We start from the raw sequence: 15,597 nt of genomic DNA, 5'->3' as shown, positions 1-15,597 counted from the left end.
GAGACTTCACCGTGCAGGACTTTCGCTGGGATGACCCCTTTCTGATCGAGGACCAGCTTTCCCAAGAGGAAAGGATGATCCGCGACGCCGCCCGCGACTATTGTCAGGACAAATTGCAGCCGCGCGTCATCGGCGCCTTCCGCCACGAGCGCTTCGACCGCGAGATCATGACCGAGATGGGCGCCCTGGGCCTGCTGGGGCCGACGGTGCCGGAGGAATACGGCGGACCCGGCGTCAACCACGTGGCTTACGGCCTGATCGCGCGCGAGGTCGAGCGGGTGGATTCCGGCTATCGTTCGGCCATGAGCGTGCAATCGTCGCTGGTCATGCACCCCATCCACGCCTATGGCAGCGAGGCGCAGAAACAGAAATGGTTGCCGCGTCTGGCCTCGGGCGAGTTGGTCGGCTGTTTCGGCCTGACCGAGCCGGATTCGGGCTCGGACCCGGCCAGCATGCGCACGCGGGCGAAAAAGGTCGATGGCGGCTATCTGTTGTCTGGGCAGAAGATGTGGATCACCAATTCCCCCATCGCCGACATCGCCGTGGTGTGGGCCAAGTCCGACGGCCATGACGGCAAGATCAAGGGTTTCGTCGTCGAGCGCGGCACCAAGGGCTTCACTACCCCCAAGATCGAGGGCAAGCTGAGCTTGCGCGCCTCGGTCACCGGCGAGATCGTGTTGGACGAGGCCTTCGTTCCCGATGACAATCTGCTGCCCAATGCTTCGGGGCTGGCCGGTCCGTTCGGCTGCCTGAACAAGGCGCGCTACGGCATCGCCTGGGGCGTGGTCGGCGCCGCCGAGTTCTGTTGGCACGCCGCCCGCCAATACACCTTGGACCGCAAGCAGTTCGGCCGTCCTCTGGCCGCCAACCAGCTGATCCAGTTCAAGCTGGCCAACATGCAGACCGACATCGCTTTGGCCCTGCAAGCGGCCATCCGGGTCGGGCGGATGATGGATGACGGCTCTTGGGCGCCGGAAGCGGTGTCGCTGATCAAGCGCAACAATTGCGTCAAGGCGCTGGATATCGCCCGCGTCGCCCGCGACATGCACGGCGGCAACGGCATCGCCGACGAGTTCCAGGTCATGCGCCACATGGTCAATTTGGAAACCGTCAACACCTATGAAGGCACCCAGGACGTGCACGCTTTGATCCTGGGCCGCTCGCAAACCGGCATCCAGGCCTTTTCGTGACCAAGGGGGCGCTTGCGCATCTGCGCGTGCTCGATCTCAGCCGCGTGCTGGCCGGCCCCTGGGCCGGTCAGATGCTGGCCGATCTGGGGGCCGAGGTCATCAAGGTGGAAAAGCCGGGGCAGGGCGACGATACCCGCGCCTGGGGACCGCCTTTCCTCAAGGATGACCAAGGGCGCGATACACGGGAAAGCGCCTATTACCTGTCGGCCAACCGGGGCAAGCAATCCCTGGCCATCGACTTCACCCAGGCAGAGGGGCAGCAACTGGTGCGCCAACTGGCCGCCGATTGCGACGTGGTGCTGGAAAACTTCAAGGCCGGGGGGCTGGCCAAATATGGTTTGGATTACGCCAGTCTGCGTCAGGTCAAGCCCGACATCATCTATTGTTCCATCACCGGCTTTGGCCAGGATGGTCCCTATGCCCAGCGGGCCGGATACGATTTTCTGGTCCAGGGCATGGGCGGACTGATGAGCCTGACCGGCGAACCCGAGGGCGAGCCCATGAAGGTCGGCGTCGCCCTTACCGACATTTTCACCGGCATGTACGCGTCGGTGGCGGTGCTGGCGGCTTTGTCCCACCGTGACCGTACCGGCCAAGGCCAGCACGTGGATTTGGCGCTGTTGGACGTGCAGGTGGCGGTGCTGGCCAATCAGGCCGCCAATTATCTGGTCGGCGGTATGGTGCCCCAGCGTTTGGGCAATGCGCATCCCAATATCGTGCCCTATCAGGCCTTCGCCACCAGCGACGGCCATGTGATCTTGGCGGTGGGCAATGACGGCCAGTTCCAGAAATTCTGCGCCGTCGCCGGCTGCCCGGAGGTGGCGGCGGACGGGCGCTATGCCAGCAATGCCGGGCGGGTGGGCAACCGCGACACTCTGATCCCGCTGTTGCGCGAGGTGCTGCGATCGCGCCCCAGCGCGGTGTGGATCGAGACGTTGGAGGCTGCCGGGGTGCCGTGTGGCCCCATCAACACTTTGGATCAGGTGTTCGACAATCCGCAGATCAAACATCGCGGCATGGTGGCGGCGGTGGATCACCCTTTGGCCGGATCGGTGGATCTGGTCGCCAATCCCATCCGCTTTTCCGAGACGCCGATCAGCTATGAGCGGGCGCCGCCGGTGCTGGGCGCCGATACCGATGCCTTGTTGTCGCGGCTGTTGGGGCTGGACCAAGCGGCCATCATGGACCTGCGGGCCAAGGGCGTGGTGGGCGGCTGAAGGAAGCCATTGAGCAATTCCGCCGCCGGGATTATGATCATTATCGCGCCGACCGCGGACTGCCCCGAACAGGGACATTCTGCATGCGCTTTCCCTTGACCAAAATCCTGCACCGATTGCGGGGCGACAGCCGCGGCTCCACCGCGGTGGAATTCGCCCTTGTCGCCTTGCCGTTCTTCCTGATGATCGCCGGCATGGTGGAAACCGGCTATGTCGCCTTCAAGGCGGCGGTGATGGAGGGCGCCACGCGCGAAGCGGCGCGGCAGGTGCGCACCGGGGTGGTGCAGGGCGCCGGCGATGCCGGCGCGCGCTTCCAACAGGAATTCTGCCCCAATCTGATCGGGCTGTTCCCCTGTGAGGATTTCTATTTCGATGTCCGCAGCTTCGCCGATTTCGCCACCATCGCCTTGCCGGCGCCGGTCTTCGACGCCGCCGGCATTCCCACCAATGTGCAGTTCAGCCCCGGCGGCGCCAACACGGTGGTCACCGTGCGGGTCATCCATGTGCATTCCTTCATCACGCCCTTGATCGGATCGCTGATGGGCGGTGGCGACGGCACCTTGCCGCTGATTTCCACCACGGTGATGCGGACGGAGCCGTTCGAATGAGCCCCGCCGCCCGCATGCTCGCCCGTCTTCGCCGCGACCGCGCCGGCATCGCCGCCACCGAATTCGCCCTGATCCTGCCGGTGATGGTGCTGATGCTGGTGGGCATGGCCGAGGTCTTCGGCCTGGTTCAGGCCTATGGCAAGGCGTTGTCGGCGGCCCAGGTGGTGTCCGATCTGACCTCGCGCGCCGACAGCCAGAGCACCGCCAGCATGAACGGCATCGTCACCGGGGCGCAACGGGTGCTCGACCCGCTGCCCAGCGGCGCCGACCGGTTGGGTATCCGGGTGGCCAGTGTCGGCATTTCCAGTGCCGGCCAGCCAGTGCAGTTGTGGACCTATTCCTGGGGCGGGGCCGCGCCCGCCGTCGCCATCGGTGATGCCGCCGGGCTGGCTCCCAACGGTCAAAGCGTCATCATGGTGACCCTGCGCTATACCCATCCGCCCTTGCTGCAAGCCATCTTGGGCAGCCTGAGCCTGAATCACAGCGTCGTCTCGCGCCCTCGGCTGGTGCGCCTGATCCCCTTCAACGGTTCGACGGGAACATTGCCATGATCTTGCGACGTCTGATGCACGACCGGCGCGGTACTGTGGCGATCATCTTCGCCCTGGCCCTGATTCCCCTGTCGCTGTCGGTGGGGCTGGCGGTGGACACCGCCCGGGCCTATGCGGTCAAAAGCAAGTTATCGCAGGCCTTGGATGCCGCCGCCCTGGCGGTGGGGTCGTCCACCGGCACCGCCGATGAACTGCAACAGATCGGGCAAAAGTTCTTCGACGCCAATTTCAAGGATAGCGGCCTGGATGCCGCCGGCAGTTTCAGCGTTTCCGTCACAGGCGACGTGGTGTCGGCCAATGGCTCGGCCCAGGTGCAGACCACGTTGATGCAACTGGTCGGCATCGACACCATCGCGGTCAGCGAAAGCGCCCAGGTGATCCGCTCGATCAAGGGGCTGGAACTGGCCCTGGTGCTGGACAATACCGGGTCGATGACCACCAGCGACAATATCGGCGCCCTGCGCGACGCGGCGCAGGAACTGGTGGATATCCTGTTCGGCGGTCGCGCCGACCATCCCACCTTGCGGGTGGCGGTGGTGCCGTATTCCGCCTCGGTCAATCCCGGCCCCATCGCCCCTACGCTGATCAGCGGCAACGATGCCTATGCCCTCACCAACCTGCTGGGCTGGAAGGGCTGCGTCATCGAGCGCGTCGGTCGCGCCATGGAAGACAGTCCGGCCTCGACCGCCGCTTGGCAGCGTTATCAATGGCTGCCGGCCATCGACAATTATTACGATGCGACCAAGGCGTCGACGGTGCGTGCCGATCCCAGCCAGGGCAATGGCGGCACCGGCCCCAATCTGGGCTGTCCGACGCCGATCACGCCGCTGACCGGGGTCAAGGCCACGGTGGACAGCGCCATCCAGGCTCTGCGTGCCTGGAGCCGCGGCGGCACCATGGGCGATATCGGCATGGCCTGGGGCCTGAGGGTGCTGTCGCCGGAACCACCCTTCACCGAGGGGCTGGCCTGGAACACGCCCAAATGGGCGAAGGCGGTGATCCTGATGACCGACGGCGACAACCAGTTCTATAAGCTGACCAGCACCACCGGCCCCAACAAGGTCAACAGCGCCGTCAATTCCGATTACAGCGGCTATGGCCGGCTGGATCAGTACGGCGCCTTGGGCACCACCAGCACCACCACCGCCAAGAGCGTCATCAACACTCGCTTGACCCAGGTGTGCCAGGCCATGAAGGACAAGGGCATCACCGTCTATACCATCACCTTCACCTCGGGCATCAATCAGGCGACCAAGGATATCTACAAGGCCTGCGCCAGCAGCACGGCCAAGTGGTTCGATTCGCCGTCCCAGGCGGATCTGCGCGCCTCGTTCCGCGCCATCGCCACCGAATTGTCGCAACTGCGCGTCAGCCAATAATCACGACAACATGCGGGAAAGCGGGTGCCGCGCCAGGAATGGCGCGGGTTTCCGCGTTTTCATAAAATTTTATATAAAAGAAAATAAAGAAAAAGTGAAATGACTTACAAAGTAAAACCAAATGATATTTTAAATACATAAGACTTGCTTGAATAAAAACTATGGGCATATGCATTTTTATCTTGAACGCGATGTAAACACAGTGTTATAAATCTTCTTACGGAAGAACTTACAAAGTAGCGCAAGGCGCTGGGCTAATTAAGTTCTGATAAATTAATCCTGATGGGTATCAGGGGATGAGGAGAAAAGCCATGTTGACCAATATCCGCACCATGCTGACCAAGCTGAACCGTGACGAACGTGGCGCCACCGCCATTGAATACGGTCTGATCGCTGCCCTGGTCGCCATCGTCATCATCGGTGGTCTGCAGGCTTTGTCCGGTGGCCTCAACACCTTGTTCCAAACCGTCGCCACCACGCTTGGCGGCTGATCCGACGGTCGGCGCCGTCAGTCAAACGACAAGTTGCGAAGCGCCGCCCGGTTCATTCGGGCGGCGCTTTGGCGTCAAGGGGCTGGTTCGATGATCACTCTGCACACATTCAGCGCTCTCCTTGCCGGTTGTTTGCTGGTCGCCGCCTTGGTCGATGCTTGCATCAGCGACATGCGTGCCCTGCGCATCGCCGACCGCGACAGCGTGGCGGTGGTGGCGGCCTTCATCCTTTTGGGGGCGAATGGCTGGCCGGTGCAGGAACTGGCTTGGCACGTGGCGGCGGCGGTGGCGGTTTTCGCTGCCGGAGCCGCCTTGTTCGCGCTGGGGGTGTGGGGTGGTGGTGACGTCAAATTGTGCGCCGCTCTGGCTTTGTTGACCGGTTTTGTCGGGCTGCCCCGCTTTTTATTCGTCATGGCCATGGTCGGCGGGATCGTGGCTTTGGCGGTTCTGGCCTTGCGCGGACGCGCCGCCGGTGGTCAAGTGCCCTATGGCTTGGCCATTGCAGCCGCCGGCATGGATTGGCTGTGGCGCACTTTGCCGTTGCAGCTTGATCTGTGAAGAGGATCGAAGGGCGCCCGCCGCCCTTTGATGGGGGATAGGGATAGATCATGCGCCCTTTGGCGATTGTCCTGGTGATCGTGGCGGTGTTGGCCGCCGGGTTGACCGCCTTGCTGGCCAAGCGGTGGACCGACAAGCAAAGTACGGCGCGTCCGACCGTGGCCGCCGACAGCGTCGAGGTGCTGGTCCTGGCCCGCGACGTGGCCACCGGCTCGGCCCTGAGCGATGCCGATCTGCGTTATGAAAACTGGCCGGCGGTCAACGCTGGCCGGTTCATGACCCGCAAGGACGGCGACGACCCCAAGGCCCGCGCCATCGGTTCGGTCGCCCGCCGTCCGCTGAGCGAGGGCGAGCCCTTCACCCCCTCGGCCACCTTCACCCGCGATGGCAGCGGTATCCTGGCTGGCATGCTGGCGCCGGGCATGCGGGCGGTTTCGGTGGCCATCAGCAATGCCAGCGCCGTGTCCGGCTTCGTCGTCCCCGGCGACCGCGTCGATGTGGTGTTGGCCGCCGATTTCCAGCGCGCCGATTCGGAAGCGGCGGGCAAGGGCGGCGGCGCCATCGTCCGCTACGCGGCGGAAACCGTGCTGGCCGACGTCAAGGTGCTGGCGGTGGATCAGCAATTCTCCAAGGGCAAGGACGGCCCGACCATCCAAGGCAAGACGGCGACGCTGGAAGTGTCGCCGGATCAGGCGGAAATCCTGGTGACCGCTGGCCTGATGGGGCAATTATCGCTGATCCTGCGCGGTGTCGGCCCCCAGGATGCGGGCACCCAAGCCAAGCGTCCGTTCACCGCCGACACCCAAGCCTCGGCGGCCATGCGGGCCTTGGCCGGTGGCAGCGCCAAGCCGGCGGCAAAATCCACCGGGTCGTCCATCATCATCAATCGCGGCGGTGCCGTCGGAGGCACGCCATGATTCGCCTGATTGCCATTCTGGCGCTGCTGGCCATGCCCGCCCTGGCGCAGGAACCGCCGTTGCCGCAACCGGCCCCGGTCTTGGGCAAGGTGTCGTCGCAACCGCTGAATCGCCCTGTCACCCGTGGACTGCCGCTATCGGCGGAAACCCAGCGCATGGCCCTGCACAAGACGCGTGAGATCATCTTGACCCAACCCATGCGTGATGTGGTGGTGGGCAACCCGGATGTGGTCGACGTCATGGTTAAGACCCCCACCCAGGCCTTTCTGGTCGGGCGCGGCATCGGCCAAAGCGACGTCACTTTCTTTTCGTCCTCGGGCGCGGTGCTGCATCGCGTCAGCGTCGATGTCCATTTGGACGCCGATGGTTTGCAGACGGTTCTCGAACAATTGATGCCGGAGGAACGCCATGTGCGGGTCGCGGGCATTGGTGATGCGCTTTACCTGTCGGGCAGTGTCGGTTCCGATGCCGCCGCCATGCAAATCCGCACCCTGGCGCGGCGCTATGTCAAGGATGATGCCGGTATCGTCAACCTGCTGAAAGTGTCCTCGGAAAGTCAGGTGCTGTTGCAGGTCAAGGTGGCCGAGATGCAAAAGACGGTGCTGAAGGAACTGGGCGTCGGTCTGTCGGGTAAGGCCTTCGGCATCGACGGCGTCGCCGGCACCTTGGCCACCACCGCCACCACCGGCCTGACCCAATCCACGGCCCTGTTCGGATCGTTGACGGTGTCGGGCCTGGGCTCGCTGGTCTCCACCTTGTCGGGGCTGGAGCGCCAAGGCCTGATCCGCACCCTGGTCGAGCCCAACCTGACCGCGGTGTCGGGGGAAACCGCCAATCTGCTGGCCGGCGGCGAATTCCCCATTCCGGTGTCGGAAAACAATGGTCAGGTGACCATCGAGTTCAAGCAATTCGGGGTGTTGCTCAACTTCACCCCGGTGGTGATGGATCCGGGCCGCATATCGCTGAAGCTGCAAACCGAGGTCAGCGCCATCGACAAGATCACCGCCCCGGTCAAGCTCAACAATTTTGAAATCCCCGGCCTGACCGTGCGTCGTGCCTCGTCCACGGTGGAAATGTCCTCGGGTGGGTCGATCATGATCGCCGGCCTGCTGCAAAACGATATCACCGCCACGCTTTCGGGCATGCCTGGGGCCATGGATATCCCCATTCTGGGGACGTTGTTCCGCTCCAACTCGTTCCAGCGCAAGGAAACCGAGTTGGTGGTCATCGTCTCGGCCTTTGTCGTCCAGCCCCTGGAAAAGCCGCAAATGGCCCTGCCCAGCGACGGCTTTGCGCCGTCCTCGGATATGGACCGCATCTTGTTGGGGCGGTTGCAGGAACGCTATGTCAAGAATGTGCCGCCGCCAGCCGTGCCGCCCAAGCTGCAAGGCCCGCACGGCTTCATGGTGCGCTAGGAACGGGAGAATTCATCATGCGTTTTTTCACTCTTCCCGTCCTGGCCGTCCTGCTGCTTTCCGGCTGCGCCGACCAGGACATGAGCACCTATGATGCGCACCAGCGTTTCCGCAACAAGGTGGAATCGCGCGAACTGGTCGCCAGCTTCAAGCCCGGCCCGTTAAGCCCGTCCGACCATGCCGCCTTGCGCGATCTGGCGCGCGAGCATGGCCGGCGCGGCGCCGCCCCTGTCGCCATCAGCGGTCCGGCGGACAAGGCCGCCGAGATCGCGGATATCCTGAAAAATCACGGCATCGCCGCCGACCGCATGGCCATCAGCGCCAGCGGTGACGGCGCGGTCAGCGTGGCGGTGCCGGTATGGGTGGCGGTGGTGCCGGAATGCGGGCGCTGGGAAGAAAGCATCAATCCCGACGGCGCCAACCAGAACACCTGGAATTTCGGCTGTTCGGTCACCCGCAATATCGGTCTGATGGTCTCTGACCCCGCCGATCTGGTCCGCGCCCGCGAGACTTCCGGCCGCGACGGCAATCGTGCTGTCGATGTCCTCGGCAAATACGGCGAGGGCAAGGCGACCTCGTCGGCGGCGGAAACCGGGGCCACCGGCACGCTCAGCACCGTCGGCAAATAGGGGAGGGGGGAACGATGTCGTTTCGCGTCACCATCGATGCCTTCGCCCTGAGCCCGGGGGTGGAAACCGCCTTGGTCGCCGCTGGCCGCGAACGCGCCTTGCAGCATTCGCGCCTGGGCGTTCATGCCGGCGGCCTGCCCGGGGCCATCGTCCATCTGGCCCATAACCCCACCCCCCAGGTGGTCATCGTCGAGGAAAACGACGACGACCGCACCATGCTGGGACGGCTGGAACAATTGGCCGAGGTCTGCGACCCCGGCACCCGCGTCATCGTCATCGGCAGTCTCAACGATATCGGCCTTTATCGCACCTTGCTGGGCCATGGGGTGTCGGAATATCTGGTGGCGCCGGTGACACCGGGGCAAATCGCGGGGGCGGTGTCGGCCCTGTTCGCCGATCCGGCGGCGGCACCGCGCGGCAAGGTGACGGCGCTGTGGTCGGCCCGGGGCGGGGCGGGGGCGTCGACCATCGCCCGCAATCTGGCATGGCACATGGGCAAAGCCTTGGGTGAACAGGCCATCTACCTGGATTTGGATATGACCTTCGGCGCTTCCGATCTGGCCTTCAACCTCGAGGCCCGGCAAAGCGCCGCCGAGGTGCTGGCGCAGCCGGAACGACTGGATTCGGTGCTGCTGGACCGTTTTTTGGTGGTGCACGACGATTATCTGCGCCTGCTGCCGTCGGGCGGCGCCGCCCCGCGCAGCCTGGACATCCAAACCGAGGCTGCCGAGCAACTGGTCGATCTGGCCGCGCGTATGGCGCCCGCTTTGGTGCTGGACCTGCCGCATGTGTGGGCACCGTGGACCGAAGCCTTGCTGCGCGCCGCCGACGAGGTGGTGGTGGTGGCGCGGCCCGATCTGGCATCGTTGCGCGACTGCAAATTGTTGCTGGAAAGCCTGGCCGCCAACCGCAACGGCAATGCGCCGGCCCGTTTGGTGATCAACGGCCTCGACCTGTGCCGCAAGACCCAGCTGACGGTGAAGGATTTCCACGATACCTTGGCGGTCGCTCCGGCTTTGGTGCTGCCATGGGACAGCGTGTTGTTCGGCGAGGCCGGCAATAACGGCCAATTACTGGCCGAACTGGGCAAGGGACACAAGATCGTCGGCCAGTTGGAAAGCTTGGCCGCCACCCTGGTCGGGCGCGGACAGGCTCGCAAGGACCGCGGCGGCAAGACCCTGTGGTCGTGGTTGAAGGGATAAATCCCATGTTCGGGCGCCGCCAATCCCCCACCCCCACCGTGCAAACCGCCTCCGCCGCCAAGCCGGCGGCGCCGGTGTCGGCCAAGGTGATATCGGTCAAGGCGGCGGAAAACGACCAGCGGCTGTCGGACATCAAGGTGGCCATCTTCAACGACCTGATCGATTCGGTCGATCCGGCGGAATTGTCGCGCCTTGATCCGCAGACCGTGCGCGAGGAAATCTCGGACATCGTCGCCGAGATCATTTCCATGCGCGGTCTGGTGCTGTCGGCGGCGGAACAGCAGGTGGTGGTCACCGACATCTGCAACGACGTGCTGGGCTTAGGGCCGCTGGAACCCTTGATCGCCCGCGACGACATCGCCGACATCATGGTCAACGGCGCCGGCAAGGTCTATATCGAGGTGGCCGGCCACATCCAACTCACCGACATCAAGTTCCGCGACAATGCCCAATTGATGAACATCTGCCAGCGCATCGTCTCGGCGGTGGGGCGGCGGGTGGACGAAAGCAGCCCCATCTGCGACGCCCGTCTAGCCGACGGCTCGCGCGTCAACGTCATCGTCCCGCCTTTGGCCCTGGACGGCCCCACCCTGACCATCCGCAAGTTCAAGCGCGACAAGCTGACGCTGGACAAGCTGATCGGCTTCGGCACCATTTCGGTGGCCGGGGCCAAGGTGCTGGAAATCGCCGCCGCCTGCCGCTGCAACATCCTGGTATCGGGCGGCACCGGCTCGGGCAAGACCACCTTGCTCAACTGTCTGACCCGCTATATCGACGAAGGCGAACGCATCGTCACCTGCGAGGACGCCGCCGAGCTGCAATTGCAGCAGCCGCATGTGGTCCGCCTGGAAACCCGCCCGCCCAACCTGGAAGGCGCCGGGCAGGTGACCATGCGCGATCTGGTCAAGAATTGCCTGCGCATGCGGCCCGAACGCATCATCGTCGGCGAGGTGCGCGGCCCCGAGGCCTTCGACCTGTTGCAGGCCATGAATACCGGCCATGACGGCTCCATGGGCACCATCCACGCCAACACCCCGCGCGACGCCTTGGCCCGTGTCGAGAACATGGTGGCCATGGGCGGCTACAACCTGCCGGCCAAGGCGGTGCGCGAACAGATCGCGGCGGCGGTCAACGTCATCGTCCAGGCGTCGCGCCTGCGCGACGGCAGCCGCCGCATCACCCACATCACCGAAGTCATCGGCATGGAAGGTGACGTCATCACCTTGCAGGATCTGTTCGTCTTCGACATGGACGGCGAGGATGCCCAGGGCCGTATCCTGGGCACCCATCGTCCCACCGGCATCCGTCCGGCGTTTTGGGACAAGGCCCGCTATTTCGGTCGTGACCGCGAATTGGCCGAGGCCTTGCGCGAGGATCGCCATGGCTAATCTTCCCACCGTGATCGCCCTGCTGGTCTTGGCCTTGTTCGTGGCGCTGGGGTTGTTCGCCTGGTTGCTCAATCATCTTCTGCATGGTCAGCGGGCCCGGCTGCGGCGGCGTCTGGCCCAGGTGGTCGGGCGCAAGAGCACAATTGCCGCCGCCGCGCCGCGCCGCCGCAGCCTGCACCGGCTGCAAAGCGGCGAGCAAAGCCGGGGGCGGCGCTGGGCCGGACAAATGCGTGAACAATTGATGCGGGCCGGCATCCGCATGGATGTGCGGCTGTGGCTGGGGCTGAACGTGGCCATCGCCGTGCTGGTGTGGCTGGTCGCCCTGGGGCTGAAGGCGCCGCCGCTGTTGGGGCCGCTGTTGGCGGCATCCCTGGGCTTCGGCCTGCCGCGACTGCTGGTCGGCTGGCTGGGCAAGCGCCGCATCGCCCGTTTCACCACCTTGTTCGCCGACGCCCTGGATATCGTGGTGCGCGGCTTGCGCTCGGGCCTGCCGTTGGGTGAATGCATGGCCATCATCGGCCGCGAGGTGCCCGAGCCGCTGGGGCCGGAATTCCGTCTGGTCATGGAAGGGCAGAAGCTGGGCCTGTCGCTGGAGGAATCCCTGGCCCGCGCGGTGGAACGCACCCCCACCGCCGATTTCAAGTATTTCGCCATTGTCCTGGGCATCCAGCAACAGACCGGCGGCAATCTGGCCGAGACCCTGGCCAAGCTGTCCGAGGTGCTGCGCGCGCGCAAGCGCATGCGCGACAAGATCAAGGCGTTTTCGTCGGAAGCCACCGCCTCGGCCATGATCATCGGCTCGTTGCCGGTGGTGGTGGCGCTGCTGTTGACGGCGGTCGGCCCCGATTATATCGGCATCCTGTTTTCCACCCCCACCGGACATCTGTTGCTGGCCAGCGGCGGCCTGTTGATGGGCATGGGGGCGCTGGTCATGCGCAAGATGATCAATTTCGATCTGTAACGGAGGCTCTCTATGCCGTCCCTGTCCCAATTGGTCATCATCGTCGCCGCCATCGCCGCCTTTGCCTCGGTCATGGCCCTGGGCGTGCAATTGTCGTCGCGCGACCAATTGGCCAACCGGCTGAAGGCGGTGGCGCGGCGGCGCCAGGAATTGTCGGCGCGCCAGCGCGACAGCCTGAAGGGCGTGCGTTTCCAGCCCAACCGCCGGGTCAGTTGGATGAAATCGGTGCTGGGACGGCTTAACCTGCAACAGGCCATCGACGACCCGGCCATCAAGATGCGCCTGGGCCAGGCCGGCTGGCGCCGGCCCTCGGCGGCGGTCACCTATATTTTCGCCCGCGTCGCCGGGCCGGTGGCCGGCTTCGCCCTGGCCCTGCTTTATACCGCCTCGGCCTTCGCCCAGGCGCCGTTTCTGACCAAGGCGATGATCCTGCTGGCCGGCACCGCCGCCGGCCATTACCTGCCGGCCATCCTGGTCGCCAATGCGGTACAAAAACGCCAACAGGCCCTGGCGCGCGGCTTTCCCGACGCCCTCGACCTGATGGTCATCTGCGTCGAGGCCGGACTGTCGGTGGAGGCGGCACTGTTGAAGGTGACCGATGAAATGGCCAACAGCGCCCCCGAACTGGCCGAGGAAATCGGCCTGACCGCGGCTGAGTTGGCTTTTCTCGGCGACCGTCGCCAAGCCTGGGACAATCTGGCCGAACGCACCGGTTTGGCCCAGGTCAAGTCGCTCAGTACCGCCTTGGTGCAGTCGGAAAAGTACGGCACCCCGGTGGCCCAGGCGCTGCGGGTGCTGTCCCAGGAAAACCGCGAAACCCGCATGGCGGCGGCAGAGAAAAAGGCGGCGTCGCTGCCGGCCAAGCTGACCGTGCCGATGATCGTGTTTTTTCTGCCGGTGCTGTTCATCGTCATCGCCGGGCCGGCGGCCATTCAGGTGATGGCGGCGTGGAAATAGGGGGCTGGAGCCAGGAACGTGGAAGCGGACGCACCTTTCGTTTCGGTCGTCATACCCGCGCAGGCGGGTATCCAGGAGTCGCGGAAAAGGCGGAGGTGCACCCTCTGGACTCCCGCCTGCGCGGGAGTGACGGCTTTACGTTTAATGGCTCGGCTCTATCGCCCCGCCAGCTTGCGATAAATGGCGGCGTTGGCGCGCAGCAGGTCGGGCGGCAAATCCTTGGCGGCCAGACGTTCGGCCTGGGCCGCGTCGCCGCTTAGGGCCAGCATCAGGGCCAGGTTGTGGCGGATCTGGGCGCCGGCGCTGGGTTGTTCGCCGGCTTGGCGCAGGCTGGCGATGGCGGCGGCAAGGTCACCGGACAGGGCTTGCGACAGCGCCAGATTGTTGAGGATTTCCGGGTTGTCGGGTGACAGCGCCAAGGCGCGGCCATAGGCGGCCTGGGCCTCACCCTGGCGGTCGTGCATGTCCAGCGCCACACCCTGGGCCGAGAGGATTTCCCAATCGTTGGGGGCCAAGGCGGCGGCGCGGTCCAGCGCCTTGAGCGCCAGTCCCAGCCGTTCCGCCGCCAGATAATCCTTGCCCAATTCCGCCTGGATGCCAGCATCGGTGGGGTGGCGTGCCGCCATCGCCTGCATCAATTCTGCCGATGCCTCGGGCTTGCCGGCGATGCGCATGGCGCGGGCCAGCGACAGGGCGATGGCCCGGTCGTCGGGGTAATGGGACAGCAGCGTGCGCCAATGCTGGGCAGCGCCGTTCCAGTCGTTGGCGGCCTCGGCGGCGACGGCGGCGGCCCGCAGTGACGGTTCCACCGCACGGGTCAGGGTGCGGTCGTCCACGCCGCCGGACGCGCCGCCGCCACAGGCATTCAGCCAGAGAGGCACAAGCAGGAGGGCGACCCTTGCGCAGGTGGACTTTTGCATAAAATTCTTCCCATTTTTTAAGTGAAGCGAAAGTAAAAAACGCTTCCGACCAACAGTAAAATAGCAGTACCATTGCGGATGTGGAAGAAAACTCTTCCGTGGAGGTTGGTATGTTCAAGGCATTCTTCGCCGTGGCGGTCCTCACCGCTTTTGCCGTCTCGTCCGCCCGCGCCGACACGTTGGAGCTGGGGGCGGGACAAAGCCGACGGGTCGATGCCGGGCGCGGCGTCGCCCAGGTGGTGATCGGTGATCCCAAGGTCGCCGATGTCAGCGTTGACAGTGCCGGGCGCATCCAACTGTTCGGTAAGCGGGCGGGCAGCACCTCGCTGACCGTGTTGGGCCGCAACGGTGCGGTTCTGTTGGACCACGCGGTGGTGGTCCGTGCCGGCGGCGAGGGCACGGTGACGGTGACCTATGGTGCCGGCAAGGACGTCAAGCCCGGCGGTTTGACCGTGATCCATGCCTGCGGCCAGGGCTGTTCCCGCGTGGCCGAGGACAGTTCAGGCGGCGCGAGCCAAAAGCCTTAGACGTGGCAGATCGGTGATGGACAGGCCCATGCCGCGGCGTTTGACCACGCCGTCGCGGGCCAGTTCGCCGATGACCTGGGCCACCACCTCGCGCGAGGTACCGATCCAGGCGGCGATATCCTTGTGATTGGGCATGTCGGCCACGTGCCACAGCTCGGGCCGGTCGACCATGGGCTGGGCCAGACGCAACAGCTCGCCGCAGATGCGCTGGGCTTCGCTGGTGGTGGACAATTCCATCACCCGGCGGTCGAGATCGCGGATCACTCCGGTCATGCGGCCCATCACCCGCAACCCCACTTCGGGATAATGCAGCAGCAGCGCCCGGAAACCCGGACCATCGAGCGAGGCCAGCAGGCAATCGGTCAGGGCGATGACCCGGGCCGAGCGGGGCAGGCCGTCGATGGCCGCCAATTCGCCGAAATAACGCCCGGCTTGCAGATCGGCCAGGGCCACTTCGCGTTCCAGCGCCTGACTAAGGATGCGGACCGCGCCACCGACGATGAAATAGACGTCCAGGCTGTCGCTGTCCTTGTCGAAGACCTGGGCGCCCTCGGCCAGATGATACCACCGGCACCGCGTTTCGATCTCGGCAAGCTGTTCCCGCGACAGGTCGGCAAACAGGGCAATGCCCGCCAGGGTTTGTTCCGTACCGGTCATGCCGTCACCTTTGGCCGCTTGCCCGTCCCC

General features: G+C 64.9%; 17 protein-coding genes. 15 read left to right on the top strand and 2 right to left on the bottom strand.

Annotated elements, in window-relative coordinates; all coding sequences use genetic code 11:
• Nucleotides 1-11: 11 nt before the first annotated feature.
• From MGMSRV2_RS07960 to MGMSRV2_RS07895, 14 genes are all read left to right on the top strand, one after another.
• Entirely contained in the window at nucleotides 12-1,190 is a 1,179-nt protein-coding gene (locus MGMSRV2_RS07960; RefSeq protein ID WP_024079853.1) for an acyl-CoA dehydrogenase, read from the top strand.
• Nucleotides 1,187-2,407, top strand: a complete 1,221-nt coding sequence (locus MGMSRV2_RS07955; protein ID WP_024079852.1) for a CaiB/BaiF CoA transferase family protein — start codon at nucleotides 1,187-1,189, stop codon at nucleotides 2,405-2,407. Before MGMSRV2_RS07960 ends, MGMSRV2_RS07955 begins: the two co-directional genes overlap by 4 nt.
• Before the next feature lie 83 nt (nucleotides 2,408-2,490).
• Nucleotides 2,491-3,015, top strand: coding sequence for a TadE/TadG family type IV pilus assembly protein (locus MGMSRV2_RS07950; RefSeq protein ID WP_024079851.1), 525 nt, complete (start codon nucleotides 2,491-2,493; stop codon nucleotides 3,013-3,015).
• A complete protein-coding gene (locus tag MGMSRV2_RS07945) occupies nucleotides 3,012-3,566 on the top strand; it encodes a TadE/TadG family type IV pilus assembly protein (protein WP_024079850.1) in 555 nt (184 codons plus the stop codon). The genes MGMSRV2_RS07950 and MGMSRV2_RS07945 overlap by 4 nt, the downstream gene beginning before the upstream one ends.
• Nucleotides 3,563-4,945: a TadE/TadG family type IV pilus assembly protein gene (locus MGMSRV2_RS07940; RefSeq protein ID WP_024079849.1), complete on the top strand. Its 1,383-nt coding sequence runs from the start codon at nucleotides 3,563-3,565 to the stop codon at nucleotides 4,943-4,945. Before MGMSRV2_RS07945 ends, MGMSRV2_RS07940 begins: the two co-directional genes overlap by 4 nt.
• Before the next feature lie 311 nt (nucleotides 4,946-5,256).
• Nucleotides 5,257-5,436, top strand: a complete 180-nt coding sequence (locus MGMSRV2_RS07935) for a Flp family type IVb pilin (RefSeq protein ID WP_024079848.1) — start codon at nucleotides 5,257-5,259, stop codon at nucleotides 5,434-5,436.
• Nucleotides 5,437-5,526: 90 nt separating this feature from the next.
• On the top strand, nucleotides 5,527-5,994 hold the full coding sequence (locus MGMSRV2_RS07930) for an A24 family peptidase (RefSeq protein WP_024079847.1): 468 nt from the start codon (nucleotides 5,527-5,529) through the stop codon (nucleotides 5,992-5,994).
• Between the two features lie 50 nt (nucleotides 5,995-6,044).
• Complete coding sequence (gene cpaB, locus MGMSRV2_RS07925) at nucleotides 6,045-6,911, top strand: Flp pilus assembly protein CpaB (RefSeq protein WP_024079846.1); 867 nt, start codon at nucleotides 6,045-6,047, stop codon at nucleotides 6,909-6,911.
• Entirely contained in the window at nucleotides 6,908-8,326 is a 1,419-nt protein-coding gene (locus MGMSRV2_RS07920; RefSeq protein WP_024079845.1) for a type II and III secretion system protein family protein, read from the top strand. Before cpaB ends, MGMSRV2_RS07920 begins: the two co-directional genes overlap by 4 nt.
• Before the next feature lie 17 nt (nucleotides 8,327-8,343).
• Entirely contained in the window at nucleotides 8,344-8,955 is a 612-nt protein-coding gene (locus MGMSRV2_RS07915) for a CpaD family pilus assembly lipoprotein (protein WP_024079844.1), read from the top strand.
• A gap of 14 nt (nucleotides 8,956-8,969) precedes the next feature.
• Nucleotides 8,970-10,157 carry a CpaE/TadZ family protein gene (locus MGMSRV2_RS07910; protein ID WP_024079843.1) on the top strand — a complete coding sequence of 396 codons (1,188 nt, stop codon included), beginning with the start codon at nucleotides 8,970-8,972 and terminating at the stop codon, nucleotides 10,155-10,157.
• A gap of 5 nt (nucleotides 10,158-10,162) precedes the next feature.
• Nucleotides 10,163-11,545 (top strand): TadA family conjugal transfer-associated ATPase, encoded by a 1,383-nt coding sequence (locus tag MGMSRV2_RS07905; protein WP_024079842.1) that lies wholly within the window; start codon nucleotides 10,163-10,165, stop codon nucleotides 11,543-11,545.
• Entirely contained in the window at nucleotides 11,538-12,506 is a 969-nt protein-coding gene (locus MGMSRV2_RS07900) for a type II secretion system F family protein (RefSeq protein WP_024079841.1), read from the top strand. Before MGMSRV2_RS07905 ends, MGMSRV2_RS07900 begins: the two co-directional genes overlap by 8 nt.
• A gap of 12 nt (nucleotides 12,507-12,518) precedes the next feature.
• Nucleotides 12,519-13,463 carry a type II secretion system F family protein gene (locus MGMSRV2_RS07895; protein WP_024079840.1) on the top strand — a complete coding sequence of 315 codons (945 nt, stop codon included), beginning with the start codon at nucleotides 12,519-12,521 and terminating at the stop codon, nucleotides 13,461-13,463.
• A gap of 155 nt (nucleotides 13,464-13,618) precedes the next feature.
• Here MGMSRV2_RS07895 and MGMSRV2_RS07890 read toward each other — a convergent pair whose 3' ends face one another.
• Complete coding sequence (locus tag MGMSRV2_RS07890; RefSeq protein ID WP_242410726.1) at nucleotides 13,619-14,344, bottom strand: tetratricopeptide repeat protein; 726 nt, start codon at nucleotides 14,342-14,344, stop codon at nucleotides 13,619-13,621.
• 149 nt (nucleotides 14,345-14,493) lie between these two features.
• On the opposite strand from MGMSRV2_RS07890, the gene MGMSRV2_RS07885 reads away from it, so the two are divergent.
• The gene (locus MGMSRV2_RS07885; RefSeq protein ID WP_024079838.1) at nucleotides 14,494-14,910 is read left to right on the top strand and encodes a pilus assembly protein N-terminal domain-containing protein; all 417 of its coding nucleotides are present in this window, start codon (nucleotides 14,494-14,496) and stop codon (nucleotides 14,908-14,910) included.
• Here MGMSRV2_RS07885 and MGMSRV2_RS07880 read toward each other — a convergent pair.
• A complete protein-coding gene (locus MGMSRV2_RS07880) occupies nucleotides 14,884-15,567 on the bottom strand; it encodes a Crp/Fnr family transcriptional regulator (RefSeq protein WP_024079837.1) in 684 nt (227 codons plus the stop codon). The genes MGMSRV2_RS07885 and MGMSRV2_RS07880 overlap by 27 nt on opposite strands.
• Between the last annotated feature and the right edge of the window lie 30 nt (nucleotides 15,568-15,597).

Origin of the sequence: Magnetospirillum gryphiswaldense MSR-1 v2, assembly GCF_000513295.1 — a bacterium.
Lineage (GTDB): Bacteria > Pseudomonadota > Alphaproteobacteria > Rhodospirillales > Magnetospirillaceae > Magnetospirillum > Magnetospirillum gryphiswaldense.
The sequence above is the reverse complement of the archived record's forward strand: the minus strand, read 5'-3'. Positions and strand labels throughout refer to the sequence as shown.